We start from the raw sequence: 24517 nt of genomic DNA, 5'->3' as shown, positions 1-24517 counted from the left end.
CCCCGTGCCCCGTCGGACGCGATGAGAGGACGGCGATGAGCGAGGAGCCCCGCACCTCCCGGACCCCCACGTCCGGGCTGCCGGCCCTGCCCCTGCCCCGGCGGATCGCGCCCTGGGCGCGGCCGGTCGAGATCATCGAGCGCGCCACCCAGGACGAGCTGCTGCAGATCCGCAACGATCTCATGACCGTCTACCGCGAGGTGGAGGGGGAGGGGCCGGAGCTGTTCCCGCTGCGCTACGCCCGCGCGACCCCGCGCCGTCCCCGCCGGGTGCGGGGAGCGGACGGGAGCCCCCCGCCCGAGTCCCTCAGCCCCGAGGTGCCGGTCCTGATCCTGCCCGACGGTCCGGCACGGGCCTCGGTGCTGCCCTATGACGTGCTGCGCCGCAGCCTCGCCGCGCGCGGGGTGGACGTGCTGATGATGGAGCACCGCGGCGTCGGCTTCTCCCGGCTGGACGCCGTCGGGGAGGACCTGCCCGCCCGGGCGATCACGCTGCGGGAGGTGGTGCGGGACGTGCTCGCCGTGCTCGACCACGCCGGCGTCGAGCGGGCGGCGTTCGTCGGCACCGGCTACGGCGCCCAGCTCGCCCAGATCCTCGCGATCCTGCACCCGGAGCGGGTGCACTCCCTGGTGCTGGACTCCCCGCGCAGCGCCGCGACCGACGAGCTGGTCGCCCAGCGACGTCTGCGCGAGCTGTACTGGGACGGCGGCGAGGCGACCACCTCGTCCACCGCCGCCGTGCTGCGCCGCCTCGCCGCGGAGGGGAAGGTGGAGGCCTCCCGCGCCGGCCCCGTCGTGCTCGCCGTCCACGAGCACGGAGGACCGGCCGCGGTGCGCGATCTCGTGGACCTGCTCGCCGTCGGTCGCGGCTCCCTGACCTGGTCCAGCGTGCGGAAGGTGCTGAACCGGGCCTGGCTCGAGTCGACCCCGTTCGTGGTCGAGCACGACCTCGTGGCCCGTCTCGTGCACACGGAGCTCGGGTACGGGGCGTACGCCGACGGGGGACCGCTGGACCCGCTGCTGCTCACGGGCGAGGAGCGCCGGGCCGTGCCGCCCTTCGCGCGCGAGCCGATCGACCTGCACGCCCTCGCCCCCGCGATCACCGCCCCGACCCTGGTGATCTCGGGGAGCCAGGACCTGGTCAGCCCGACGCGGGTCGCCCGGGAGGTCGCCGGGCGGATCCCCGGCGCGCAGCTGCTGGAGATCCGCGGCGCGGGCCACTCGATGCTCGACACCCGCAGCCGCATCCTCCAGATCGCGGCGCGCTGGAGCGCGTGCGGGGTCGCGCACCGGCTGCCCGAGCACGCCGCGGAGCTCGCGGCGCTGCCGGTCTCCGCGACCGACCGGGCCCTCTCGCGGGGCCTGCAGATCGCGCTGGCGGCGGAGCGGCACTCGCCGTGGCGGCTCCGGCTCGAGTCCGCGCGGGCGGAGCGGGAGCGGCACCTGCTGGAGCGGGCGCAGGCGACCTCCCGAGGCCAGCGGGGCCGACGCACCGGCACCGTCCGTGAGGACCCGATCTGACGAGCACCGCCGGCCCGGCCTGACGAGACCTGACCACCCTGCCTTCCGGTGCGCGGCTCAGGCCCGGCAGGCCACCGTGAAGCCGCCCTCGTCGAACACCGCCCGGTACTCGGCGCCCCACCGCTGCTGTGCCCAGACCGCGAGGTCATCGGGCGGCATCGAGTTCCAGGAGAACGCGTACCAGTCCCCGAGCACGCAGTCGGGGACGCGGTCGTTCGGGCCGTGCAGCCACTGCACGTCGTGGTCGGGCACGGCCTGGGCGAGGAGCGTGATGTCCGCCGCGAGGACCGCGTCGTCGGGCACCGCCTCGAGCGCGGCCTGCGCGGGCTCGGCCCGCCACGTCGGCTCCCACTGCTGCGGGCGCAGCACGTCCAGCACGGGCATCTGGGGGCCGAGCACCAGCGTGACCGCGGCGCACAGCGCGACGGCGGCGGTCCGCACCGGCCTGGGCGGCAGCGGCGCGTCGCGGCGCAGCCAGGCCGTGGCCCACCCGGTGCGGCGGTCGCCGAGGGCGTCCAGTAGGGCCGCGAGCGCGATCGGCATGAGCACCGCGTTGTAGTGCCAGTACCAGTCCCAGTAGAACTCGACCGTCCCGGTGAAGCGCCACGCGAGGGTCGGCGCCATCAGCCAGATCAGCGGCGAGCGGGCGCCGATCCCGCCGGCGAGCGCGAGGAGCATCAGCACGGTCAGCCACTTCACCGGCGGCCAGACCACCTCCAGCGGCGAGCCGAGGTTGTCGGTGTAGTCGTACTGCCCGGCAGTGTTCAGCGCCGGGAGGATCACGAAGGTGGCCAGCACGAACCATGCCGCGCCCCAGGAGGCGAGCAGCGCGCCGAGCGGGCGGTGCTGCCGGCCCCGCAGCGCGATCACGAGTCCGAGCATCGCGACGGTCAGCCCCAGATCCTCTTTGACCAGCACCAGCGGCGCCGCCCACAGCGCCGCGGCGAGCACCTTCTCCCGCAGCAGCGCGGTCAGGGAGAAGGCCAGCAGGGGCACGGCGAGCGCGATCTCGTGGAACTGCACCGCCGCCGCGGACTGCAGCCCGAAGGAGAAGACGTAGGCGGCGCCCGCGACCGTGCCGAGGCCCCCTCCGAGCCGGTCGATCGCGAGACGGGTCAGCGGGATCGCGGAGATCCCGAACAGCAGCGCCTGGGTCCACAGCAGCGCCTCGCCGCTGGGCCAGATCCACCACACCGGGGCCAGCAGCGCGAGCAGCGGATGGAAGTGGTCGCCCAGCAGGTTCACCGCATCGCCCTTGATCGGCACGATCGGGGCGCGCAGCTCCCCGTAGGCGCGGAGGAGCTGGGTGAAGATCCCCAGGTCCCAGGACTGCGCGACGAGGTTGCGGAACTGCTGGCTGCCCAGCAGGCCGTAGGCGAGGGTGCCGGCGAGCGCGAGCAGCGCGGGCACCAGGAGGCGCAGGCGCGTCGGCTCGGCGGGCACGGGAGCGGGGCGCGCCGGGCGGGAGATCTCGGGTGCCTGGCTCACAGAGGAGAGGGTAGTCGCCGCGGACCGCACGTCGATCCCGCCCCGCGGGGCTCTAGACTCCGAGCATGATCTCGCTGACCAGGGCACGGATGCTCCGAGTCGCCGCCGGTGCCGGCGCCGTCGGGGCGCTGTCGCTCGTCGAGCCGCGCCGGCTGGGTCCGCTCGCGCACGGCGCCTACCGGGTGGGCGTCGCCGCGGCGACCGCCGCGCTCGTCGCGGACTCCTCCCGCTACGACCTGCCGGTGCTGGACCCGGTGCGCGACGGCGTCGTCGCCGGCGGCGTGACGATGGGGCTGATGGACGTGGTCGAGAGCTTCGACGCCCGGATGGTCGACGCCCTGCGCCGGCTCGGGATGACCCGGCCCCGCCTCGCGCTCGCGGCGCTGGGCGCGGCAGGCACCGCGGCCGTGATCGCACTGCCCCACCTGGGGGACCCCGATCGCAGCTGGTCCCTGCACGAGGAGACCTTCGGCGAGCCCGCCGGGGTGCCGTTGCCCTCCGAGGCGCGGGCCCTGATCGAGGCGCTCCTGGCCGATGCCCCGGACGCCCCGGCCCCGCCGGGCGCGGAGGCGCTGCGAGAGCAGCTCGAGACCGCACGGGTCCTCGACACCGGCGGGGTGGGCGCGGACCTGCAGCTCGTGGTGGAGGACCCGCGGCGCCTCGCGGTGCCGCGCCAGCAGCAGTGGCCGGTGCGCGGCGAGTTCCTCCGCGGCGGGATCCGCTACGAGCTCGAGCTCCAGATCGACGGGGGCCGGCTCGGGATGCTCTCGGTGATGGTCCCCGACGAGGAGCCCCGGCTCGAGCACGCCCTCTCCCAGCTCGCCTCCCCGGCCTTCGTGCTGCCCGATCCGGACCGGATCGCGCTGCGCCGGGAGACCGAGGCGCCCTGAGCCGGGAGATCGGTCCGCCCCGGCGTCGGCGGACGGGCCGCCCTGAGCCGTACCCCCTGAACGACCTCGCGGCCGCCGCCGGCGCGGATCCGTGACCTGATCGGGACCCTCCCTCCCGCAATCCGGTCGTTCGCCTCCCGGTGAGGGGGATCACATGGTGAAATGGTGAGCGGCGGTGCGCACCGGACATCCCCGGGGCGATCCTTCGCGCGCGCACCGTCCTCCCTCTCTCCTCGAAGGACGGCGCCGATGCCTCTGCCCAGACCAGATCTTCCCAGACCCCGCGGCCTGCTCGCGGCCTCCGCCGGCACGGCGCTCGTCGCCGGCATGCTGGTGAGCGCCCCCGCGCTCGCCGACGGCGAGACCCCCGAGAAGCTCGCCACTGCCGCCGAGCTCGGCGTCGAGGTCCCCACGGCCGACGAGCTCCGCGCCGCGGGGGAGACCACCGTCCCCGGCCGCTGGCTGGTCGAGGTCGAGGGGCAGCCCACGCTCCGCGGCGGCTCGAAGGCGTCGGCGACCGCCGCGCAGGAGACCGTGGCCGAGCGCGCCGAGGACGCCGCGATCCCGCTCGAGGTCCAGGAGAGCTTCACCACCGGCTGGAACGGCATGTCCGTCGAGATGGACGACGCCGATGCGCAGAAGCTCAGCGAGGTCGAGGGCGTGCGGGCCGTGTACCCCGTGCTCGAGGTCGCCGCCCCCGAGCCGGCCGACGCGACGCCCTCGGACGTCTACGGCAACGCGATGACCGGCGTGGACCAGGTCCAGCAGGTCGACGGCCTCAGCGGCGAGGGAGTCACCGTCGCGGTGATCGACTCCGGCATCGACTACAACCATCCCGATCTCGGCGGCTCCGGCGTGGACGACGAGACGAAGGACTTCCCGAACGACCGCGTCGTCGGCGGCTACGACCTCGTCGGCGACGCCTACGACTCCCGCACCGGTGAGGCCCCCGTCCCCGACGAGTTCCCCGACGACTGCGGCGGCCACGGCTCCCACGTCGCCGGCATCATCGGCGCCGACGGCGAGGTCGTCGGCGTGGCCCCGAAGGTCGACCTGCTCTCCTACCGCGTGTTCGGCTGCGAGGGCTCCAGCGACACCGAGGTGATCCTCGAGGCGATGGAGCGGGCGATGGACGACGGCGCGGACGTGGTCAACATGTCCCTCGGCGCCTCCTTCATGACCTGGCAGGACTATCCGACCGCGCAGATGGTCGAGACGCTCGTCGACGACGACGTCACCGTGGTCATCTCCGCGGGCAACGAGGGGGCCGCGGGCCTGTTCTCGAGCGGCGCCCCGGGCGTGGCCGAGAGCGCGATCACCGTCGCCTCCGTCGACAACACCCACCGCTCCGCACCCTTCGCGACCGCGGGCGGGGCCGACCGGCACTACTCGGCCGCGACCGGCTCGCCGCAGCCGCCGACCTCGGGCGAGCTCGCCCTCGTCGCCGCCGGCGCTCCCGGCACCCCCGCCGCCCAGGCCTGCGATCCGGCGTCCGTGCCCGCCGCCGAGCCGGGCCAGGCCCTGCTCGTCGAGCGCGGCACCTGCGCGTTCCGCGAGAAGGCCGTCGCCGGCGAGCAGGCCGGCTACGACGCCGTGATCCTGTACGACAACGCGCCCGGCGCCCTGAACCCGACGGTCGAGGGCGATCCCGCGCTCACCGTCCCGGTCGTGATGCTCTCCCAGGCCGACGGCCTGGCCCTGCAGGAGGCGCTCGCGGCCGGCCCGGTCACCTGGGCCTGGCAGTCCGGTTCCACCACGGTCGAGAACGGAACCGGCGGTCTCGTCTCCGACTTCTCCTCCTACGGCCTGACCGCCGACCTCGACCTCAAGCCCGACGTCGCCGCGCCCGGCGGCTCGATCTGGTCGACGCTGCCGCTCGAGAGCGGCGGCCACGGCTCCATGTCCGGCACGTCGATGGCGGCGCCGCATGTCGCCGGCGCGGCCGCGCTGCTGCTGGAGGCGACGCCCGACCTCGCCCCCGCGGACGTGAAGACCGCGATGATGAACACCGCCGACCAGCTCACCTGGTCGCTGCTGCCGGAGCAGGGCTATCTCGAGCCCGTCCACCGTCAGGGCGCGGGCATGCTGAACATGGTCGCCGCGGTGCACGCGACCTCGTCCGTCACGACCCCGACGATCTCCCTCGGCGAGGGCGAGGCCGGGCCGAAGGACGTCACCCTGACTGTCACCAACGACTCCGACGCCGAGAAGGTGTACGACGTCGGCTTCGAGAGCGGCGTCGCGACCGCGATCCCGACCAGCAACCCCGAGTTCTACACGGCCGAGGCGACCACCGGCACCTCCGCTGAGCAGGTGACCGTGCCCGCGCACGGCAGTGCGGAGGTCACCGTGACCCTCGGCGAGGACTTCGGGATGGACGGCCTCATCTACGGCGGCTGGATCACCCTGACCGGCGCCGATGACGACCTCGTGGTGCCCTTCGCCGGCCTCTCCGGCGACTACCAGGCCCTCACCGTCCTGGACGACCAGGGGATGGGCCTGCCCGGCCTCGGCGTCAGCGACGGCGCCGGCAGCGTGCTGCTGGATCCCGAGGGCGGCCACACCTACACGATGGCCGACGGCGACGTGCCCTACCTCGCCTACGCCTTCGCGCTGCCGGCCGAGAGGCTCGAGATCTCGGCCTACGAGGTGCGGGCAAACGGGAAGCTCAAGGTCGTCAACCCCTCCGTGGGCACGATCGACGCGACCGATCACCTGGGCCGTTCCCCCGAGCCCGAGCTGTTCGCCTGGGACGGCACCTTCTCGATGAAGAACCAGAAGTCCCGCAGCGTGAAGGACGGCGACTACGTCCTGGAGATGAAGGTCCTCAAGCCCCTCGGCGATCCGGAGAACCCGGAGCACTGGGAGACCTGGACCTCGCCGCAGTTCACGATCGACTACGCGAACCCGCGTCAGCCCGGGGCCCGCTGAGCCCGGCGAGACGCCACCTGAGGACGGGGCGGCGGCACCTCGATGGTGCCGCCGCCCCGTCCTCGTCGTCGCCTTTCGCCGCGACCGTCGAGAGCGCGCCGCGGCGACGACCTGGCCGTACCGGAACTCGTGGACGAGACCCAGCATGTCGCCGTGCAGCTCGAGCTCCGCCCCGTCGGCGCGGGTCCCGTGCAGGGCGGCCACGGTTCCACGACCGCACGGTCGTGATCCCGTCCCGCGCTACGGTGGGGCCATGACCGACGCCGACGACGCCCCGCAGCTCGCGGGGCTGGACATCTTCCTGCCGTCCCCGCCGCCCGACGCGGAGCGGCAGGAAGCCTTCCTCGATGAGGCCGCGGCGCTCGCCCTGGACGGCCAGCCGATCACGGTGTACCTGCAGGACGAGGACGCCTGGGCCTTCGAGGAGTGCGAGCCCGTCCGCGCGCTGATGGAGTCCGCGGGGGAGGCGGTGCTGCCGGTGACCCTGCTGGGCCTGGACATCGTGGTCAGCGGCACCTACCCGACCACCTCGCAGATGCAGCGTTTCGCGCGGGCAGGCGCGACGGAGCGGGCGAAGCCCTCGGCCGCCGCCGCGGCCTGCGGCCGGGGCGGTGCGGCCCCGCTCCCGCGCGAGGCCGGCGGCTTCGCGGCGCAGCTGATGGGCGCCGCGCCCTCCGCACCCCGGCCGACGGGCGGTCCCGACATCGGCGGGCGGCGCAACCTCATGGGCGGCGACACCGGGGACGGCCTGCCCGGGCGCTGACGGCGCGGTCGGCCCTCGTCGGGCCGGCAACGCGTCGCCGTCGACCTCCGCGGCCCGTCGGCTCGCCGGGTTCTCGCCTCAGAGCGAGCAGGCGACCCCGTTGAACCCGTGGTTGCAGTAGCCGGTGGGATTCTTCGCGAGGTACTGCTGGTGCTCGGGTTCTGCGGTGTAGTAGACGCCGTTTCCGGCCTCGGCCAGCGGCGCGAGCTCGGTGGTGATCGTGCCGCGACCGGCGGAGTCCAGCGCCTCCTGGTAGCGGGTGGCGGAGTCGCGCACGATCTCGCCCTGCGCGTCCGTGGTCCAGTACACGGCGCTGCGGTACTCGGTGCCCACGTCGTTGCCCTGGCGGTTCGCGGTGGTCGGATCGTGCTGCTGCCAGAACTCGGTCAGCAGCGCTCGCAGGGTGTCCTCGCCGCCGGTGTAGATCACGCGCACGGCCTCGGCGTGGCCGGTCCGGGCGGAGAACACCTCTTCATAGGTGGGGTGCGGCGTGTGCCCGCCCGCGTAGCCGGCCGAGGTGGTGTGCACGCCAGGGATCTGCCAGGCGATCCGCTCGATGCCCCAGAAGCAGCCGCCGGCGAGGATCAGCTCCTCGGCGTCCTCGGGCCAGGGGTGCGGGTCACGGGGAGCGTCGGGCCCGAGCATGTCGGTGCCGAGCACGAGGTGTTCGCGCGCGAGCGGGTAGGGGTAGGCGTCGCGGCCGGGCAGGGCGTCCTCCGGCGCGACCATGTCCTTCTTGTGCGCGTACAGGAGATCCATCATCTGCCACATGCTCAGCACGGTAGCCCCGGTCGGCACCGAGCGGGAAGGGCGAGCGACGCCGGTCACGCCGGTTCCGCCGAGGGCGTGACAGTGGGCAGGCGACGGGGTGTTTCGCCCTCCAGTCTCACGGCTGTCCACATTCAGGCGGCGTCGATGGAGTGTTGAGGGAACTCCCCGGTAGGGTCGCAGTGACCTGCTGCACACCTGGAAGGCTTCCGCATGTCCAGACGACTCCTGGCCACCGTGGCCGCCGCCGCCCTGACTGCCGGACTCGCCGCGTGCGGAGAGGGTGAGAGCGGCACCGTGACCACACCGCCGCCGTCGATCGACACCGGCCAGGACGACGGCGCAAGCGACGCCGGCGGCGAGGAGCCGAGCGACGCAGGCGGCGCCGACGACGCGGGCAGCGGTGACGGATCGGCCGAGGCGGCGCCCGACATCCCCGCCCCCGACCCCGCAGACTTCCCCGGCATGGACGAGCAGACTCCCGAGGGGGCGGAGCAGGCGTTCAAATACTTCTGGGCTGTGGCGATGAGCGGTTACCAGGGGGCCGACGCAGCGGAACTGTCGCGGATGAGCGACCCGAACTGCGGGAACTGCACCGAGCTCCTCTCCGAGATCGACGACCTCCAGGAGAAGGAAGATGTGTGGTCGCGCGTCGACATCTCGGATGTCGCCCTCGGCTCCGAAGAGGGAACAGGCGGGTACGACGTGATCGTGGACTACGTGTTCATCCTCCCCGCGCACGAGGAACCCGGGGCGGGGGATCAGGACGGAGCGAGCGTGGAGGAGAGCGAGTTCGCGACATCCGGCGGTCTCGTCTGGGACGGCGGCTCGTGGAAGGTCGTCGACTTCAGCGCCGGACCCCGGGAGAGCGACTCTCAATGATGGTCACGCAAGGGCGAGCGCTCACGATCTTCGCCGCCTTGCTGCTCAGTCTTGTGGCGATCACGCCTGCCACTGCAGTTCCAAGATTCGACGCGGAGGACGATGCGCTCAACGGACGACACCAGAGCGACACGGAGAGCTCGGACGAACCCGCCTCGACGCCTGCGTCGGACGATTCGCCCGAGAAGCCAGGAGCAGGGAGCGGCTCGGACGCTGAAGAGCCTCCGCCCGTCTACGTCACCTCCCGCGAGCTCGGGGTCGACAGCAAGTACACGTGCTCGGATCTCCACGGCGAGGAGGACTACGGCGGGGGAGTCGCCTGCGGCATCAGCAATCTCGCGTGCAGCGTCGCCGATACCCTCGCCGACGAAGGCGATGGCTACCTGGCCTCCGAGCAGGTGCGGATCGACAACCGATCGGGCCGGAGCAGCGAGGAGCTGCTTGGCTTCGACTGCCAACAACGCGGCAGCGCTGCGGCCGGAGGGGAGGGCGGTGCCGCACCCGAGGTCATCACCGTGACCCGTGAGGACTTCGCGTCCATGCCGGTGATGCCGCTGGTCGCTTCCGCAGGCCCCCCTGAGGGATGGCTGCCGGCTCATATGGTCAACGTCCTGTACGCCGAGTCCGAGCCGCAGACGATGGACATGACGCTGCTCGACACCCCGGTGCAGGTGCGTGCCACGCCGGTGCTGTACGACTGGGACCTCGGCGACGGGAACACGATCTCGACCACGGATCCGGGCGAGCCCTACCCGTCGGAGGCGGTGTCCTCCACCTACCGCTACGAGGGCTGGTACGACGTCACCCTCACCACGACGTTCAGCGGCCAGTTCTCCGTCGCCGGCGGGCCCTGGCAGGACATCGACGGCACGATCGAGGTCGCCTCCGAGCCGATACCGATCTACTCGAAGTCCCTCGAGTCGCGCCTGGTGAACCCCGACGTCCCCGTCGACGAGGACGAGGACCCCTGGGTGCCCGAGCGGACCGCGGAGACGGAGGGCCGACAGGACCCCGACGCCACGCATCGAGAGGTCTGAACGACGCCGTCCCGTTCTGTCGATCCTCGCTTCCTCCACATGCCCTGCCGGTCCACATCTACGCACCGACGCTGGCACGTCGTCGACGGGGCGACGAGGCTGGGCTCATCAGGTCGCATCGTTCTCGGAGCCGCCGCGACCACCGCAGAGCGAGGGGAGGGGAGCCATGCCGGAGTCCGCACTGGACTGGGCCGATCAGCTGTCCCATCTTCTCGACCGTGCCCCGTCGGCCGAGGCCCTCGCCGCGCAGGACGACGCCGCACTGATCGACCTGATCGCCGCGACGGAGCGTGCCAAAGGACGGCTCGCCGCCGCACAGGCCCGGGCCGAGGCCGCCTTCTGGGACTCGCAGATCCGCGAGCAGCAGAGACAGGGGACGCCCAGGGGACAGCTGGGCCGCGGCATCGCCGACCAGGTCGCCCTCGCCCGTCGCATCACCCCGAAGCAGGCGTCCGACGAGGTTGCTCTGCACCGGGTGCTGCTCGGATCCCTGCCGCGCACCAGCGAGCTGCTCGAGGCGGGCGAGATCAGCGAGTACGCCGCCCGCAGGATCGCCGAGAACGTGCTGGTGCTCGAGGAGGAGGACCGGACGCGCGTCGATGTCGACCTCGCCGACCAGCTGCCATCGGTCACCGCGCGCCGGGCCGGGGACCTCGCCCGTGCCCGGGCACAGGAGCTCGACGCCGGCGCGGCGGTGCGCCGGCACCAGCGCGCGGTCGCCGACCGACGGGTCTCGCTCCAGCCGGCCGTCGACGGCATGTCGATCCTCCGCGCCACGCTCCCCGTGAAGGACGGCGTCGCGGTGCTGAAAGTGCTGACCGAGGCGGCGCGATCGGCGAAGACCGCCGGGGATCCGCGCACCAAGGGCCAGATCATGGCCGACACCCTCACAGCCCGTTCCTGCGGGCTCGAGAGCCCCGACGACATCCCCGTCGAGATCCAGCTGCTCATGACCGACATGACCCTCCTCGCCGACGAAGAGGCGACGGCATGGATCGAGGGCCATCCGCTCCCCGGAAGAGTCGCCCGCGACCTCGCGCTCGGCGTGCCGACGCTCCCGCCCCCAGCACACGTGGCCGCAGATGCTCCCGCACCCCCGCCGGAGATCAGCAGCGCGGCGCGATGGATCCGTCGCCTCTACGCCGACGCCAAGGTCGGAGACCTGACCGAGGTCGACGGCAGACGGCGCCTCTTCCGTGGGCAGGTCCGCCGATTCATCCTGCTGCGCGATCAGCGCTGCCGCACGCCGTGGTGCGATGCGCCGATCCACGACATCGACCACGCCCATCGCTTCGCCGACGGCGGCAGCACCGACGCGGACAACGGCATCGGCCACTGCCAGCGCTTCAACCTCGTCAAGGAGATGCCGGGATGGGAGTCGACGGTCGACCCGGCGAGCGACGACCGACCGCACCGCCTCACGATCAGGACCCCCACCGGGCACATCTATCAGTCCACCTCCCCGCTGCTGAGGCATCTCCTGGTCGGGGAGGACGGGGCCCGCGCTGAGATCCTCTCGGACGAACCCGTCGACCTCGACGGCGCCTCGGATCCCTCTCGTCGGTCGAGCCCGACCACCGTGGACGACGACGACAGGCCGTCGGATCCCGAGGGCCTGCCGGAAGCGCGCACCGGCTGATCAGCACGGGTCGACATGCGTCGGCCCGCACCGCGGCCCGGCCCCCTGACCTCAGCGCCCTCGCGGCATCACGGCGATCCACAGCACGACGACGGCGAGCGCGGCGACCACCAGGGCCCACGGCCCGAGCTGCACCTGCGCGAGAAGCACGACGAGCACCCCGCCCACCAGCGTCAGCACGAGCACCCCGGTGAGCGCCCGCAGCGCGAGGCGCAGAGCGTCGCGGTCGAGGGCCCCGTGCGCGGGCATGACGGCCGCGAGCGCGAAGGCGGCATGACCCGCGAGCAGCAGCAGACCTGTCGACCCGGCGAGCACGACGTCCAGATCGGCCCGCACCGCCAGCGCGATCACCACCGCCGTCGGCGCCAGCATCCCGAGGTCCGTGTCGGGATCGAGCCACTGGGCGGCGAGGGCCGTGAGACAGACGAGCCCCACCAGCACGACACCCAGGTGCATCGCCGCGAGTCCCGGGCCGGCCAGGGCGAGCGCCGCCGCGGCGACCGTCGCCGCGGTGCCGGTGCCGCGCAGCGCCCACTGCACGGGACTGATCCCGCGCAGCGCGAGCAGGGCGTCGGCGATCGGGTCGAGCAGGGACGTCAGCCGCATCAGGACCTCCTCCGTCGCGGTGCGCCGCGCGCGGCGGACAGGGACAGGAGCACCGGGGCCAGCGAGGCGGGTCCCTCCCACGCGGTGACCGGGACGCCCGCCTCCCGCAGCTCGCGCACCGTCCGCTCCCGCTCGAGCCTCCGCAGCGCCCACGCCTCGGGCCAGAAGCGCTCGGAGACCCGGCCGTCGAGCCGCAGCGGCCGCCCGCGCAGCACGGAGGTGTCCCCGACGCTCGGCGGGAGCGTGTCCACGACGATCACGTCCGCGCCGTGGGCGACGAGCTCTCCGATCCTGGTGATCACCTCGGGGCGGAGCAGGGGCGAGCACACCACCGTCAGCGTGCCGGTCCGCACTGCGGGCAGGCGGGGGAGGGGGCGGAGCGCGCCCGGGTCCCGGGCCGCGCGGGACAGCGCATCGGTGAGCACCCGCAGCTGACGGGGGCCGGAGCCGGGCGGCACCGCGCCTATCAGCCGTCCGATGTCGAGCAGCGCGACCCGGTCGCCGACGCCGAGATAGTGGCGCGCCACGGCGGTCGTGGCTCGGATCGTCATGTCCAGGCTGGTGGGCGCGTCCTCGCCGGCCCAGGGGGCGGGGGAGACGTCCGCGGTGGTGTCGGTGACGACGAGGACCTCGGTGTCCTGCTCGGTGAAGGTCGCATTGGTGTGCAGCTGCCCGGTGCGGCTGGTGACCCGCCAGTTGATCCGGTGCAGTCGGTCCCCGGGCCGGAAGGCGCGCACCTCCGACAGCGCGGTGCCGTCGCCGCGGCGCCGGGAGAGGTGCGCGCCGCTCACCCCGATCGGGGTGGGGACGTCCACAGGGGCATCGAGCACCACGGAGGAGGGGACCACCTGGAGCGAGACCGGGGGCAGGTCTACCTGCGCCCGGAAGGCGCCGAGCGGATCCGCGACCAGCACGTGCACCGGCCCCACCTCGATCCGGCCCCAGCGCCGGGCGCCGATGCGCAGCGCCGCCCCGCCGTCGCCGGTGAGGGAGCCGTGGCGCGGGGCGAGATCCGCATGCGGCGGCCTCGGGACGTTCGCCGTGGTCAGCAGGCCCGGGCCTGCGGTCACCGTGGCGCGCGCCGCACCGTCCTCGTCGATCCGCCGACGGTTCAGGTGCAGGGACGGGGCGGGGTAGGAGCGCTCCTCGCCGCGTGCCGTGCGGCGGGCGACGGCCAGCAGAGACCAGGCCAGCAGTGGCAGCCCGGCGAGGACCAGCGCAGGCTCTCCGCGCAGCAGCGCCAGGGCCAGGGCGAGCACGCCCACCGCGGAGGCGCGGACGAGCGCGGCGGTGGGACGGGGGCGGAGCGAGGGTGCGGGCGGCTGCGTGCGACCCGGCGTGCCCGTGGTCCCTGCTGTTCTCTGAGCACCCGCCGCACCGGAGGTCGTCCTCGCCGTCCTTGTCCCCGGCTCTCCCGAGTCTCCTGTCGCTCCTTCGGTCCCCGGTGCCCCCGAGGCCCTTTCCGCTGCGCCGTCTCCCGCGGCCGGTCTCATGACGGGGACCGGGCCGGCTGCGGGAAGGCGACCGGCACCGGCACCTGCTCGAGGACCGCGTCGACGACGCCCGCGCCGGTCGCGTTCTGCAGCCACAGCTCGGGCCGGACGGTCACGCGATGGTCAAGCGCCGGATGCGCGAGCTCCTTGACGTCCTCCGGCACCACGTAGCTGCGGCCGCGGATCACCGCCAGGGCACGGGCGCAGGTGATCAGGGCGAGGGTGCCGCGCGGCGAGGCGCCGACCAGGGCGTTCTGGTGGCGCCTCGTCGCGGCGACGAGGTCCACGGCATAGCGGCCCACGGCGTCCTCGACGTGCACCTCCTCGACCGCCGCCTGCAGGGCGAGCAGCTGCTCCGCGTCGAGCACCTGCGCGACCGTCTGCTCCTCGCGCTGGCGGTTGATCCGTCGGGAGACCACCTCCCATTCCTGCTCGGCGCTCGGATAGCCGAAGGACAGCCGCAGCAGGAAGCGGTCCAGCTGCGCCTCGGGCAGCGGATAGGTGCCCTCGTGCTCGATGGGGTTGGCGGTGGCGAGCACATGGAAGGGGACGGGCAGCGGCCGGGTCGTGCCCTCGACGGAGACCTGTCGCTCCTGCATCGCCTCGAGCAGCGCCGACTGGGTCTTCGGCGGGGTGCGGTTGATCTCGTCGGCCAGCAGCAGACCGGTGAACACGGGGCCGGGACGGAACACGAACTCGCCGGTGCGCTGGTCGAACACCTCGGCGCCGGTGAGATCGGCGGGCAGCAGGTCGGGGGTGAACTGGGCGCGGGCGAAGGGCAGGCCGAGCGCCTGGGCGAAGGAGCGGGCGGCGAGGGTCTTGCCCAGCCCGGGCAGGTCCTCGAGGAGGACGTGGCCGCCGGCGAGGAGTCCGGTGAGCACCAGCTCGAGGGACTGCCGCTTGCCGACGACGGCCGTCTCGACGGCGTCGAGCACGCGCCGTGCGGCGTCGGTCGCGGCGGTGGTGCTGAGCGCGGTGGTGCTGAGGGCGGGGGTGGTGGTCATCGGGGCCTCTCCTCGCGCAGGGCGAGCTCGTCGAGATAGCGGTGCAGGGCTCTGCGGTCGATCGGCGGGAAGGGCTGCTGGGAGCCCTCCGCGGCGCGGGCGGCGCGGAGGAGCTCGGAGAGCTCCGGGCCGAGCGGCGGGGCGTCCGGGTCGCGAGCCCGTTCGTCGGCGATGTCGGCCAGGACCAGGGCGAGGGCGCGGCCGGTCATGCGGCGGTGCGGCTGCGCGCCGTGGATCAGGTCCTCCAGCCGTCGCACCCGCACGTCCTGGGCATGGGGGAGGGCGTAGTCGGCGTCGAGGTCGAGGCGCGGGGCTCGCGAGGGCTCGGCCCGGTCGGCGCCGACGTGGAGGAACCACCAGGCGGCCCCTGCGAGGAGGCCCAGCGCGATCGGCAGCGGCAGCGGGAGCACGAGGCCCATCAGCGCGAGGGCGAGGGTGAGCAGGACCGCGGCCGCCGTGGTCACGACGGTCCGCCACATCAGACCCAGGAGGGTGTTCATGCGCCTGCGCTCCCGTCGTCGCGGGGACGGGCGCCGGACATGCGCGCCGCCGCCGTGGCCTCGAGCCCCGCCGTGAGGCGGTCCAGGCTCGTCATCGCGACCACGCGGTCCTCCTCCGTGAGCGGCTCCGGATCGAACAGCGCCCGACGGTAGAGGGCGGCGAGGTCGTCGAGGGGGGCGCGGTCCAGGTCGAGCGCGGCCAGCACCTCCACGACGAACTCGAAGGTGGTGCGGGAGGGGTGCCGGGTGACGCCCGCCGCGGCGAGGGAGCGCTCCAACGCGGTCCACGCCGCGATCACCGCGTCCTGCGCGTCGACCAGACGGGCGAGCGGGTCCCGGGCCTCGGCGAGCGCGGTCCGGGCCTGCGCGGCGGTGAGCTCGTCCTCGGAGGCGGCGGTCGCCGGGGCCGGAGCGGGTCGGGCCAGCGCCCTCATCCGCACCGCGAGCCACACCGCGAGGACCGCGAGCACCAGGCCGAGGAGGGAGAGCAGGACGAGCAGCGGGGCGGCGCCGAGCTCGGTCCGGGGCGGCCGGTCCGGGGCTTCCGGGGTGCTCCAGCCGGGGTCCGAGGGGACCTCGGCGGTCGGGGCGCTGGAGGGCCGCTCACGCTCCGTCGTGCTAGCGACGGTCGTGATCGGTGCACGCTCGGCGGCGGCGCCGAGGGCGACCGCGCCGAGTCCTCCCAGCGCGGCGAGGAGCAGCAGCAGGGCGATGACGCGACGCTGCGTCCCCCGGGCGGTGCTCACGGCCGATCGGGCTCCTCGCCGGGCGGTGCGGCGTGCGGGGAGGCGACCACGACGGACTGCTCCCCGTCGATGCGGGTGAGGATCAGCGTGGCGCGCTCGACGCCGAAGCGGCGGGGCCGCAGCTTGCGACGCAGCTCGTCGGGCTCGACCGCGGTGCCGCGCTTCTTGATCTCGAGCACCCCGAGCCGGTGCTCGCGCAGGTAGGAGGTGAGGCGCTTGAGGCCGAAGGGCATCACATCCCGCACCGCGTAGCCCTTCGCGAAGGGGGTGGTGACGCGGCGCTCGGAGGTCAGGTACGCGATCGTGGGATCCAGGGTGCGGCCGCCGATCCGGGCGGCGAGCTCCCCGATCAGCCCGGCGCGGATCACGGCGCCGTCGGGCTCGTAGAGGTGGTCGGCGAGCGGGCCGACGGCGGGGTCGCCGGCGGAGTCCGCGCCGCGGTCCAGGCGGTGCGCGCCGTCGCGGCCGATCAGCACGGCGGAGGAGGCGATGCCCTCCCGGGCGAGCGGTCCGCACCAGGCGGTCGCCTCGAGCACCTGTCCGTGGAAGGACAGCCACTGCACCTCGACGTCGTCCGGCAGGGCGTCGCGGTCGATGCCGGGGCCGAGCTTTGCGCCGAGCGGGCCGGCGGCGCCGTCGCGGCCGAGGCGCCGGGCGAGGTCGAGCACGGCCGAGAGCGGCGGCTCGTACTCCTCGGGGTCGTGGAGGCGGCGGGAGCCGCCGCGGGCGGGGGCGCGCCGGGCGGGGTCCAGCCAGATCCCCTCGGTGTCGCGGGGGTCGTGGCCCTCCGCCCGGCCCAGGCGCGCGCTCGCGTTCGGGAAGGGGCGCAGGTTCACAGTGGCGACGGCGACGGTGACCGGATCGCGGTCCACCGCCTGGACCTCCAGGCCCAGCGCGGCCATCGCCATCGAGTCCCCGCCGATGCCGCAGCCGAGATCGGCGACGGAGGCGACTCCCGCGCGCTGGAAGCGCTCGGCGTGCAGCGCGGCGACCGGCAGGCGCGTGGCCTGCTCGAGGCCGTGCGGGGTGAACAGCATGGTGCTCGCGAACTCCCCGAACTTCTCCGCGGCGCGGGCGCGCAGACGGGACTGGGTGAGCACCGCGGAGACGAGCTCGGGGGAGTGGCCTGCCTCTCGCAGGCGGGTCGAGACCCGCAGCGCCTCCTTCTCCTCGTAGGGCGGAAGGGCGTTCAGCAGCGCCCACCCGGAGGGCTGCAGCACGGGCTCGATCCCGCGCATCGCGGCAGCGGCGTCATCGGAGGTGGGGGCGACCATCGTGCCAGCGTACCGCCCATGCCGCGGCGCCGACCATCGCGGCACGGGCCGTCGCTCAGGCGCGCACGTCCAGGACCAGCTTGCCGCGGGTGTGGCCCTCCTCGAGCCGGCGGTGCGCCTCGGCGATCTGCGCCAGTGGCAGCACCTCGGAGACCTCCAGCGGATAGCGGCCTGAGCGGATGCCCTGCGCGAGGCGATCCAGCCGGTCCCGTCCCGGCACGATCGACGGCACCCGCGCCTCGATACCGCGCTCGAGGGCAGGGGAGAGGTCGGCGAGGCTGGGCAGGGCGACGATGCGGCCGCCGTCGGCGAGCTGGTCCAGGCTCGGCAGGAAGGTCGAGTGGTAGTGGGTGTCCAGCACGACGTCGACGCCGCGCCCGTCGGTGAGGCGCTGGACCTCCTCGCCCCAGTCGCTCGTGTCGTAGGGGATCGGGGTCGCGCCCAGCTCCCGGATCCGCTCGGCGTTCGCGGCGCGCCCGGTGGCGAGCACCTGGGAGGCCCCGGCCTCGAGCGCCATCGGGATCAGCAGCTGGCCCACGCCGCCGGTGCCGCCGTGGATCAGCACCGTCTCGTGCTCGGCGATCCGGGCGGTGTCCTGCACGACGGCGATCGCGGTGAGGCCGACGAGCGCCAGCCCGGCCCAGCGGGGCAGGTCCTCCTCGGCGGTCTCGCCGGGGATCGGGGCGAGGTCGTCGGCCGAGATCGCGATGACCTCGGCGGCGACGCCGCGGGAGTCGCTCGGGCCGCGCATGCCGAACACGCGCGTGCCGACGGTGAGGCCGCGCGAGCCGAGCTCCGCCTCGTCCAGGCCGGAGCCCGCGCCGATCACGGTGCCGGCCATCTCACGGCCGGTCCCCGCGGGCAGCGCGAGGTCCTTCGCCCGTCCCGAGGAGCCGTCGCGGATCTTGTAGTCCAGCGGGTTCAGCCCCACGAAGCCGACCTGGACGAGGACCTCCTCGGGGCCCGGCTCGGGCACCGGGGCGTCGTGGTGGAGGGTCAGGACCTCGGGGCCCCCGAAGCTGTCGTATCGGATCTCGCGCATGCACTCCATGATGCACCTGCCGCTCTGCTCGTGGCCATGGCTGTGGACGGGGGCGGCGACGAAGCGGGCCGGCAGCGGCGATCAGCCCGCGGGGAGCCGGCGACGGTCCCGTCCGCCGCGGCCGGCCATGGGGGATCATGGAGCCTCGCCCGCGGCGACATCGGCCCGCCGCGACCTGCGCCTCGACCCGCCGCTGAAGGAGGACCATGAGCGTCGAGAGACTCTCGCCCTGGCAGTGGCGCGAGGAGATCCTCACCGCGGTCACGCCGCCGCGCTCCGTCGACACCGTCCCGCTCGAGCAGGCCCGCGGCCGGGTCCTCGCCGCCGCGGTGCGCAGCCCGGAGCAGGTCCCGGCGCTGCCGATCGCGGCGATGGACGGCTTCGCCGTGCGACGCGCGGACCTCACCGTTCCCGGCACCACCGTGCTCCCGGTCGCGGCCGAGCTGCCGGCCCGCCCCGGCGAGGTCCCCGACCTGCCCCCGGGCAGCGCCGCCCGGATCATGACCGGCGCCCCCGTGCCCCGCGGCGCCGACGCCGTCGTCGAGGTGGAAGCGACCGACACCGACCCCTTCGGCCCCGTCCCCGACACCGTCGCCCTCGCCCTCGAGAGCCTTCCCGTCCCCGGCCGGCACGTGCGCGGGCCGGGCGAGGAGATCCCGCTGGACGCGACGCTGGCCCTGGCCGGGGACCGCGTCGGCGCGGGCCTCGTCGGCCTCGCCCGGACGCTCGGGATCGACGCCCTCGCGGTGCTCCGCCCGCTGCGCGTCGCCGTGGTGGTCACGGGCGACGAGCTCACCGCGGACAGCTCCTCCGACCGACTCGGCGCGGACCCCCTGCCGGGTGCGGTGCGCGAGTCCAACGGGACGATGCTCGCCGCCGCCCTCGCCGCCGACGGCGCGCACGCGCTCCCGCCCCGGCACAGCGGCGACGACCCGGCTGACCTGCGGGAGACGCTCGACGTCGCGGCCCGGGAGGCCGACCTCGTGCTCACCACCGGCGGGATCGGCCACGGCGCCTACGACGTGGTGAAGCTGCTGCTCGGCGAGCGAGGAGCGGGGACCTCCCGCTTCGCGCACCTCGCCCTGCGTCCCGGCGGTCCCCAGGGCCACGGCACGCTGCCCGGCGGCGTCCCCGTCGTGCACCTGCCGGGCACTCCCGTCGGCGCGCTGGTGGGCTACCACCTGTTCGTGCGCCCGCTGCTGGACCGTGACGGCGCCGCGCCCCGACGGATGCTGCTGCGCGGGGAGGGGGACGGGCCCCGGCGCGGTCCCGCCGGCACCGTGCACGCCATGCCCGGGCGCCGGGAGGTCGTTGCCGATGGCCGGGAGGTCGTGCGCCTCGTGCCGGGTCGGCGGCTCGCCCCCTACGGACGGGCGGACGCGATGGTGCTCCTGGAATCGGCGAGGCCCGACGGTGGCGCGGCGCCGGGGAGCGGCGAGCTCGCCGGTGCGCCGGAGCGGAGCGTGCTCGTCCTGGCGCTGTGACGCTCCTGCGTCCCTCAGCGACGCGAGGTGCCGGACTTCTCCAGCTGGCTCCGTCGAGCGTCCTGGGACCGCCGCGCCTGCTCGCGTCGGGCGTGGCGGCGTCGGACGATGTCGCGAGTCCAGGAGGCCATCATCGAGATCGCCGCCCCGAGGGCGAGACCGAGGGACAGAGCGGCGAGCCAGGGGCTGTAGAGGAGCCCGGCGCCGAGGGCCAGGGCGAGGGCGCCGAGCCCGATGGGCCACGCGCCGACTCCCCGATGTCCGAGCAGATCGCTCAGCGCGATCGCGGCGACGATGCCGAGCGCGAGCACGAGCAGGTGCAGAAAGGTCACGATTCGAGCATAGCTTCGCCGTACCCCCGTACCCGTGGGTCAGTTTCGTCAAGCCGCGTCCATCGCAGGCGTTATGGTGTGCCGTGCCTGCCGAGAGACCTGGGCCACAACCGGGTCCCGGTTGTGCACGGCCGCCGGGTCGCCTCGACGTGACCGAGCGTGGTGCCGCCTCAGTGGGACGGGGCCCGCCCATGGCGAGCCCGCGACGACGAGACGGATGACGCAGGGAAGGGACCCGACGGATGATCAACAGCGTGTCGAGGGGGAAGCGTGATTAGGTTCGTCTCCCTCAGAGTGCTGACCTACGTGATCCTGGCGTTCGTCGCCACGAGCTTCGCGTACCTCCTGTCCGCCTCGCTCATGCATCCCGAAGAGGTGCTGTACCCGCCGATCGCGACGGAGCCGGTCCCGGCGGCGACCGCCCAGCACTACCTCGACGTGCGCAACGTCAACCCCGACACCCCGCTGTTCGAGCGGTACGCCAACTGGCTCGGCGGCCTCATCCGCGGTGACCTCGGCGTGACAACCGGCACGAACAAGTCGATGGTCCCGGTGCTCGACGAGCTGAAGACCCGGATTCCGATCAGCCTGCGCCTGGTCGTCCTCGGCACCGCGATCGGCACCGTGCTCGGCATCGTCCTGGGGATGCTCGCCGCGGTGCGCCGCGACTCGGTCGGCGACCGCCTCTCGACGCTGCTCGCCTTCTTCATCCTCTCCCTGCCCACGCCGGTGATCATCCTGATCGTCCAGCAGGCCAACCAGGGGATCATGGACCTCTCCGGCTGGGGGCTGCCGGCGATCAACCCGATCAACCCGCTGCTCGAACCGGGCTCCTGGGAGTCCTTCAAGTACCAGGCCAAGGCCCTGGTCATGCCCACGATCGTGCTGGCCGTCACCGCCGCCGCCTCCTACTCGCGGTACATGAAGGTGACGACCCTGGACGTGCTGGGCAGCGACTACCTCCGCACCGCTCGGGCCAAGGGCCTCACCCGCGGACGGGCGATGAACCGCCACGGCCTGCGGATGGCGCTGATCCCCATGGGCCAGTACTTCGCCTTCGCCGTCGGCGGGGCGTTCTCCGGCTCGCTGTTCGTCGAGCTGATGTTCAACTGGCAGGGCATCGGCCGCTTCGCGATCTCCGCCATCCAGATGGCCGACGTCAACGGCACCGCCGGCGTGGTCCTCTACACGGCGATCCTGACCCTGCTCTCCGCCACCTTCGCAGACATCCTGCAGGGTGCGCTCGACCCGAGGATCCGGTGACACGATGACGAACCCCAACGACATCCGCGGCACCGACGACGCCTCCGCGCTGCGCCGGGCCACCGATCCCGAGGCGAACCCCGTCATCGGCTCGGCCGTCGACGACCCCGACCTGCGCGACACCGAGGTCGACGAGAGCGGACCGGCGATCGAGTCGCTCAGCCGCGGCGAGCTGCTGCGGCGACGGTTCCTGCGCAACCCGAGCGCATGGATCGGCATGATCATCTTCGCGGCGCTCGTGCTCATGGCGATCATCGGCCCGATGGTCTACCAGTACGGCCCCTTCGAGCGGGACCTGCGCAACGCCCTGACCGGCCCGAGCCCGTACCACTGGTTCGGCGTGAACGAGAACGGGCTGGACATCTTCGCCCGGACGATGCAGGGCCTGCGCATCTCGCTGGTCATCGGCATCGGCACCGCGATCCTGACGACCTTCCTCGCTCTCCTCGTCGGCATCGTCGCCGGGTACGTCAGCCACAAGGGGAAGTCGGGCGCGTTCGTCGACGGTGCCCTGGTGAACCTCATCAACCTGTTCCTGGTGATCCCCTCGATCCTGCTGCTGATGCTGTTCAGCCCCGCGCTGCAGCAGGCGAGCTGGCTGTGGATGATCCCGCTGCTGGCGGGCTTCGCCTGGATGCTCACCGCCCGTGTGCTGCGCGCGATGACCCAGCAGCTGGTGCGCACCGAGTACGTCGAGGCGGCCCGGTTCATGGGCGTGAACCCGATCGTCACCATGACGCGGCACATCATCCCGAACATCGCCAGCTGGATCATCATCGACACCACGCTCGGCGTGAGCGCAGCGATCCTCGGCGAGACCGGACTGTCGTTCATCGGATTCGGCATCCAGTACCCGCAGGTGTCCCTCGGCACCGTCCTGCAGGACTACAACATCTCCGCGCCCTACACCTGGATCCCGCCGGCGGCGGTGCTGGCCGCCCTGGTCATCTCCATCAACCTGATGGGCGAAGCGCTGCGCGACGCCCTCGACCCGACCAGCGGCTCCAGCCGGATCTGAGGAAGAAAGAATGTCCGAACCGATCCTTTCCGTGCGGGACCTGAGCGTCTCCTTCCCCTCCGAGTACGGGACCGTCCACGCCGTCCAGGACCTCAGCTACGAGGTGCACAAGGGCGAGGCCCTCGCCATCGTCGGCGAGTCCGGCTCCGGCAAGTCCGTCAGCTCCCTGGCCGTGATGGGCCTGCTGCCGCGCACGGCCACCATCAGCGGCGAGATCGAGATGCTCGGCCACAGGATGTTCGAGCTGAACGACAAGCAGCTCTCGCGCCTGCGCGGCAACACGATCTCCATGGTCTTCCAGGACCCGCTCTCGGCGCTCACCCCGGTGTACCGGGTGGGGGACCAGATCTCCGAGGTGGTGCGGATCCACCATCCGGAGGTCTCCAAGGTCCGGGCCCGTCAGCGGGCTGAGGAGCTGCTGGACGCGGTGGGCATCCCCGAGCCCGGCCGTCGGGCGAGCCAGTACCCCCACGAGTTCTCCGGCGGCATGCGCCAGCGCGCGATGATCGCGATGGCGATCGCGAACGAGCCCGAGCTGATCATCGCCGACGAGCCCACCACGGCGCTCGACGTGACGATCCAGGCGCAGGTGATGGACCTGCTGAAGTCCGCGCAGGAGCTCATCGGCGCCGCGACGGTGCTGATCACCCATGACATGGGCGTGGTCGCGGGCTTCGCCGACCGGGTCCTGGTCATGAAGGAGTCGCGGATGGTCGAGCTCGGCACCGTCGACGAGATCTTCTACAGCCCCCGCGAGAAGTACACGCAGGACCTGCTGGCCGCCGTCCCGCGGGTCGACGCCGGCGAGGCGGGCACCTCCCGCAGCGTCGCCGGCTCCGCGATGCAGAAGATCGCCGACCTCGGCGAGGACCGGCCGCCGCGCGAGGAGCTGCCGACGGTGCTCGAGGTCGAGGACCTGGCGAAGGTCTTCCCGATCACCAAGGGCGCGATCGTGCGGCGGAAGATCGGCGAGCAGCGCGCCGTGGACGGCATCTCCTTCGACATCCGCGAGGGGGAGTGCCTGGCGCTGGTCGGCGAGTCCGGCAGCGGGAAGACCACCACGCTGATGGAGATCATGCAGCTGCGCACCCCGCAGGAGGGGACCATCCGCATCGGCGGGAAGGAGACCGGTGCCCTGACCCGCAAGGAGCGGTCGACGCTGCGCTCCGACATCACGGTGGTCTTCCAGGACCCGATGGCCTCCCTCGACCCCAGGATGCCGATCGCGGACATCATCAAGGAGCCGATGCGCGTCCAGGGGTACAGCAAGCAGCGCATGGACGAGCGGGTGGACTGGCTGCTGAAGATGGTGGGCCTGCTGCCCGAGCACGCCGCCCGCTTCCCCACCGAGTTCTCCGGCGGCCAGCGCCAGCGCGTCGGCGTGGCCCGCGCGCTCGCCTGCGACCCGAAGCTGATCATCCTCGACGAGCCCACCTCGGCGCTGGACGTGACCGTCCAGGCCGGCGTGCTCGCGATGCTCGCCGACCTCCGGGCACGGCTCGGGGTGAGCTTCCTGTTCGTCTCGCACGACCTCTCCGTGGTCCGCCACATCTCCGACCGCATCGCCGTGATGCAGAAGGGGAGGATCGTCGAGCTGGGCGACACCGAGGAGGTCTTCACGAACCCGCAGCATCCCTACAGCAAGGAGCTGCTCTCCGCGGTGCCGATCCCGGACCCCGAGGTGGCTCGCTCGCGGCGGCGCGAGGCCATCGACCGCAAGGCCTTCGAAGGAACTTTCGGCGGCTTCCTCGCGGACCGGGAGGACTCCCAGTGACCCTTCCCTGACCAGGGAGGACGCTCGAGACGACGGGCGGCGCGCACAGTGCGCCGCCCGTCG

General features: G+C 73.4%; 21 protein-coding genes. 11 read left to right on the top strand and 10 right to left on the bottom strand.

Features of this window, described 5'->3' with window-relative positions; translation table 11 throughout:
• Positions 1 to 35: 35 nt before the first annotated feature.
• Positions 36 to 1520, top strand: coding sequence for an alpha/beta fold hydrolase (locus tag DEU31_RS06835; protein ID WP_133676584.1), 1485 nt, complete (start codon positions 36 to 38; stop codon positions 1518 to 1520).
• Between the two features lie 57 nt (positions 1521 to 1577).
• Here the strand turns inward: DEU31_RS06835 and DEU31_RS06830 are convergent, their stop codons facing one another.
• The gene (locus DEU31_RS06830; RefSeq protein WP_243733769.1) at positions 1578 to 3008 is read right to left on the bottom strand and encodes a DUF2079 domain-containing protein; all 1431 of its coding nucleotides are present in this window, start codon (positions 3006 to 3008) and stop codon (positions 1578 to 1580) included.
• Positions 3009 to 3073: 65 nt separating this feature from the next.
• Here DEU31_RS06830 and DEU31_RS06825 point away from each other — a divergent pair, with 65 nt between their 5' ends.
• From DEU31_RS06825 to DEU31_RS06815, 3 genes are all read left to right on the top strand, one after another.
• Entirely contained in the window at positions 3074 to 3898 is an 825-nt protein-coding gene (locus DEU31_RS06825; RefSeq protein WP_133676583.1) for a hypothetical protein, read from the top strand.
• 249 nt (positions 3899 to 4147) lie between these two features.
• Positions 4148 to 6829: a S8 family serine peptidase gene (locus DEU31_RS17305; RefSeq protein ID WP_133676582.1), complete on the top strand. Its 2682-nt coding sequence runs from the start codon at positions 4148 to 4150 to the stop codon at positions 6827 to 6829.
• Between the two features lie 253 nt (positions 6830 to 7082).
• Positions 7083 to 7592: an arsenic metallochaperone ArsD family protein gene (locus DEU31_RS06815; protein ID WP_133676581.1), complete on the top strand. Its 510-nt coding sequence runs from the start codon at positions 7083 to 7085 to the stop codon at positions 7590 to 7592.
• Between the two features lie 78 nt (positions 7593 to 7670).
• On the opposite strand, the gene msrA is transcribed toward DEU31_RS06815, so the two are convergent.
• Positions 7671 to 8363, bottom strand: coding sequence for a peptide-methionine (S)-S-oxide reductase MsrA (gene msrA / locus DEU31_RS06810; RefSeq protein WP_133676580.1), 693 nt, complete (start codon positions 8361 to 8363; stop codon positions 7671 to 7673).
• Positions 8364 to 8597: 234 nt separating this feature from the next.
• Here msrA and DEU31_RS06805 point away from each other — a divergent pair, with 234 nt between their 5' ends.
• The 3 genes from DEU31_RS06805 (at position 8598) to DEU31_RS06795 (ending at position 11918) form a co-directional block, all read left to right on the top strand.
• On the top strand, positions 8598 to 9242 hold the full coding sequence (locus tag DEU31_RS06805) for a DUF6318 family protein (RefSeq protein WP_133676579.1): 645 nt from the start codon (positions 8598 to 8600) through the stop codon (positions 9240 to 9242).
• Entirely contained in the window at positions 9242 to 10279 is a 1038-nt protein-coding gene (locus tag DEU31_RS17115; protein WP_243733768.1) for a PKD domain-containing protein, read from the top strand. Before DEU31_RS06805 ends, DEU31_RS17115 begins: the two co-directional genes overlap by 1 nt.
• Positions 10280 to 10445: 166 nt before the next feature.
• Positions 10446 to 11918: an HNH endonuclease signature motif containing protein gene (locus tag DEU31_RS06795; RefSeq protein WP_133676578.1), complete on the top strand. Its 1473-nt coding sequence runs from the start codon at positions 10446 to 10448 to the stop codon at positions 11916 to 11918.
• A gap of 51 nt (positions 11919 to 11969) precedes the next feature.
• Here DEU31_RS06795 and DEU31_RS06790 read toward each other — a convergent pair whose 3' ends face one another.
• The 7 genes from DEU31_RS06790 to DEU31_RS06760 form a co-directional block, all read right to left on the bottom strand.
• Positions 11970 to 12524 (bottom strand): hypothetical protein, encoded by a 555-nt coding sequence (locus DEU31_RS06790; RefSeq protein ID WP_133676577.1) that lies wholly within the window; start codon positions 12522 to 12524, stop codon positions 11970 to 11972.
• Positions 12524 to 13783, bottom strand: coding sequence for a DUF58 domain-containing protein (locus DEU31_RS06785; protein WP_133676576.1), 1260 nt, complete (start codon positions 13781 to 13783; stop codon positions 12524 to 12526). The genes DEU31_RS06790 and DEU31_RS06785 overlap by 1 nt, the downstream gene beginning before the upstream one ends.
• Positions 13784 to 14013: 230 nt before the next feature.
• Positions 14014 to 15021, bottom strand: a complete 1008-nt coding sequence (locus tag DEU31_RS06780; RefSeq protein ID WP_133676575.1) for a MoxR family ATPase — start codon at positions 15019 to 15021, stop codon at positions 14014 to 14016.
• Positions 15018 to 15521, bottom strand: a complete 504-nt coding sequence (locus tag DEU31_RS06775) for a hypothetical protein (RefSeq protein WP_133676574.1) — start codon at positions 15519 to 15521, stop codon at positions 15018 to 15020. Before DEU31_RS06775 ends, DEU31_RS06780 begins: the two co-directional genes overlap by 4 nt.
• Positions 15518 to 16267 carry a DUF4129 domain-containing protein gene (locus tag DEU31_RS06770; RefSeq protein ID WP_133676573.1) on the bottom strand — a complete coding sequence of 250 codons (750 nt, stop codon included), beginning with the start codon at positions 16265 to 16267 and terminating at the stop codon, positions 15518 to 15520. The genes DEU31_RS06775 and DEU31_RS06770 overlap by 4 nt, the downstream gene beginning before the upstream one ends.
• A complete protein-coding gene (locus tag DEU31_RS06765) occupies positions 16264 to 17541 on the bottom strand; it encodes a 50S ribosomal protein L11 methyltransferase (protein ID WP_133676572.1) in 1278 nt (425 codons plus the stop codon). Before DEU31_RS06765 ends, DEU31_RS06770 begins: the two co-directional genes overlap by 4 nt.
• A 55-nt stretch (positions 17542 to 17596) precedes the next feature.
• A complete protein-coding gene (locus DEU31_RS06760; RefSeq protein WP_133676571.1) occupies positions 17597 to 18583 on the bottom strand; it encodes an NADP-dependent oxidoreductase in 987 nt (328 codons plus the stop codon).
• Between the two features lie 206 nt (positions 18584 to 18789).
• Between DEU31_RS06760 and DEU31_RS06755 the strand changes: the two genes are divergently transcribed.
• Complete coding sequence (locus tag DEU31_RS06755; protein ID WP_133676570.1) at positions 18790 to 20067, top strand: molybdopterin molybdotransferase MoeA; 1278 nt, start codon at positions 18790 to 18792, stop codon at positions 20065 to 20067.
• A 14-nt stretch (positions 20068 to 20081) separates the two neighbouring features.
• Here DEU31_RS06755 and DEU31_RS06750 read toward each other — a convergent pair whose 3' ends face one another.
• A complete protein-coding gene (locus DEU31_RS06750) occupies positions 20082 to 20399 on the bottom strand; it encodes a hypothetical protein (RefSeq protein WP_010551179.1) in 318 nt (105 codons plus the stop codon).
• A gap of 270 nt (positions 20400 to 20669) precedes the next feature.
• Between DEU31_RS06750 and DEU31_RS06745 the strand changes: the two genes are divergently transcribed.
• The 3 genes from DEU31_RS06745 to DEU31_RS06735 are packed head-to-tail and all read left to right on the top strand — an operon-like array spanning position 20670 to position 24454.
• Positions 20670 to 21662 carry an ABC transporter permease gene (locus tag DEU31_RS06745; protein ID WP_208109969.1) on the top strand — a complete coding sequence of 331 codons (993 nt, stop codon included), beginning with the start codon at positions 20670 to 20672 and terminating at the stop codon, positions 21660 to 21662.
• 4 nt (positions 21663 to 21666) lie between these two features.
• Complete coding sequence (locus DEU31_RS06740) at positions 21667 to 22680, top strand: ABC transporter permease (protein ID WP_133676569.1); 1014 nt, start codon at positions 21667 to 21669, stop codon at positions 22678 to 22680.
• Between the two features lie 10 nt (positions 22681 to 22690).
• On the top strand, positions 22691 to 24454 hold the full coding sequence (locus DEU31_RS06735) for an ABC transporter ATP-binding protein (protein WP_133676568.1): 1764 nt from the start codon (positions 22691 to 22693) through the stop codon (positions 24452 to 24454).
• The last annotated feature ends 63 nt before the right edge of the window (positions 24455 to 24517 follow it).

The sequence above is a fragment of the Brachybacterium sp. AG952 genome, from assembly GCF_004362645.1.
GTDB classification, from domain to species: Bacteria; Actinomycetota; Actinomycetes; order Actinomycetales; family Dermabacteraceae; genus Brachybacterium; species Brachybacterium conglomeratum.
The sequence above is the reverse complement of the archived record's forward strand: the minus strand, read 5'-3'. Positions and strand labels throughout refer to the sequence as shown.

Bases quoted from the DNA above. Each gene is read 5' to 3' on its own strand.
- DEU31_RS06825 (WP_133676583.1), top strand. From the start codon at position 3,074: ATGATCTCGCTGACCAGGGCACGGATGCTCCGAGTCGCCGCCGGTGCC.
- DEU31_RS06835 (WP_133676584.1), top strand. From the start codon at position 36: ATGAGCGAGGAGCCCCGCACCTCCCGGACCCCCACGTCCGGGCTGCCG.
- msrA (WP_133676580.1), bottom strand. From the start codon at position 8,363: ATGTGGCAGATGATGGATCTCCTGTACGCGCACAAGAAGGACATGGTC.
- DEU31_RS06795 (WP_133676578.1), top strand. From the start codon at position 10,446: ATGCCGGAGTCCGCACTGGACTGGGCCGATCAGCTGTCCCATCTTCTC.
- DEU31_RS06755 (WP_133676570.1), top strand. From the start codon at position 18,790: ATGAGCGTCGAGAGACTCTCGCCCTGGCAGTGGCGCGAGGAGATCCTC.
- DEU31_RS17115 (WP_243733768.1), top strand. From the start codon at position 9,242: ATGGTCACGCAAGGGCGAGCGCTCACGATCTTCGCCGCCTTGCTGCTC.
- DEU31_RS06765 (WP_133676572.1), bottom strand. From the start codon at position 17,541: ATGGTCGCCCCCACCTCCGATGACGCCGCTGCCGCGATGCGCGGGATC.
- DEU31_RS06760 (WP_133676571.1), bottom strand. From the start codon at position 18,583: ATGCGCGAGATCCGATACGACAGCTTCGGGGGCCCCGAGGTCCTGACC.
- DEU31_RS17305 (WP_133676582.1), top strand. From the start codon at position 4,148: ATGCCTCTGCCCAGACCAGATCTTCCCAGACCCCGCGGCCTGCTCGCG.
- DEU31_RS06735 (WP_133676568.1), top strand. From the start codon at position 22,691: ATGTCCGAACCGATCCTTTCCGTGCGGGACCTGAGCGTCTCCTTCCCC.
- DEU31_RS06815 (WP_133676581.1), top strand. From the start codon at position 7,083: ATGACCGACGCCGACGACGCCCCGCAGCTCGCGGGGCTGGACATCTTC.
- DEU31_RS06780 (WP_133676575.1), bottom strand. From the start codon at position 15,021: ATGACCACCACCCCCGCCCTCAGCACCACCGCGCTCAGCACCACCGCC.
- DEU31_RS06775 (WP_133676574.1), bottom strand. From the start codon at position 15,521: ATGAACACCCTCCTGGGTCTGATGTGGCGGACCGTCGTGACCACGGCG.
- DEU31_RS06790 (WP_133676577.1), bottom strand. From the start codon at position 12,524: ATGCGGCTGACGTCCCTGCTCGACCCGATCGCCGACGCCCTGCTCGCG.
- DEU31_RS06740 (WP_133676569.1), top strand. From the start codon at position 21,667: ATGACGAACCCCAACGACATCCGCGGCACCGACGACGCCTCCGCGCTG.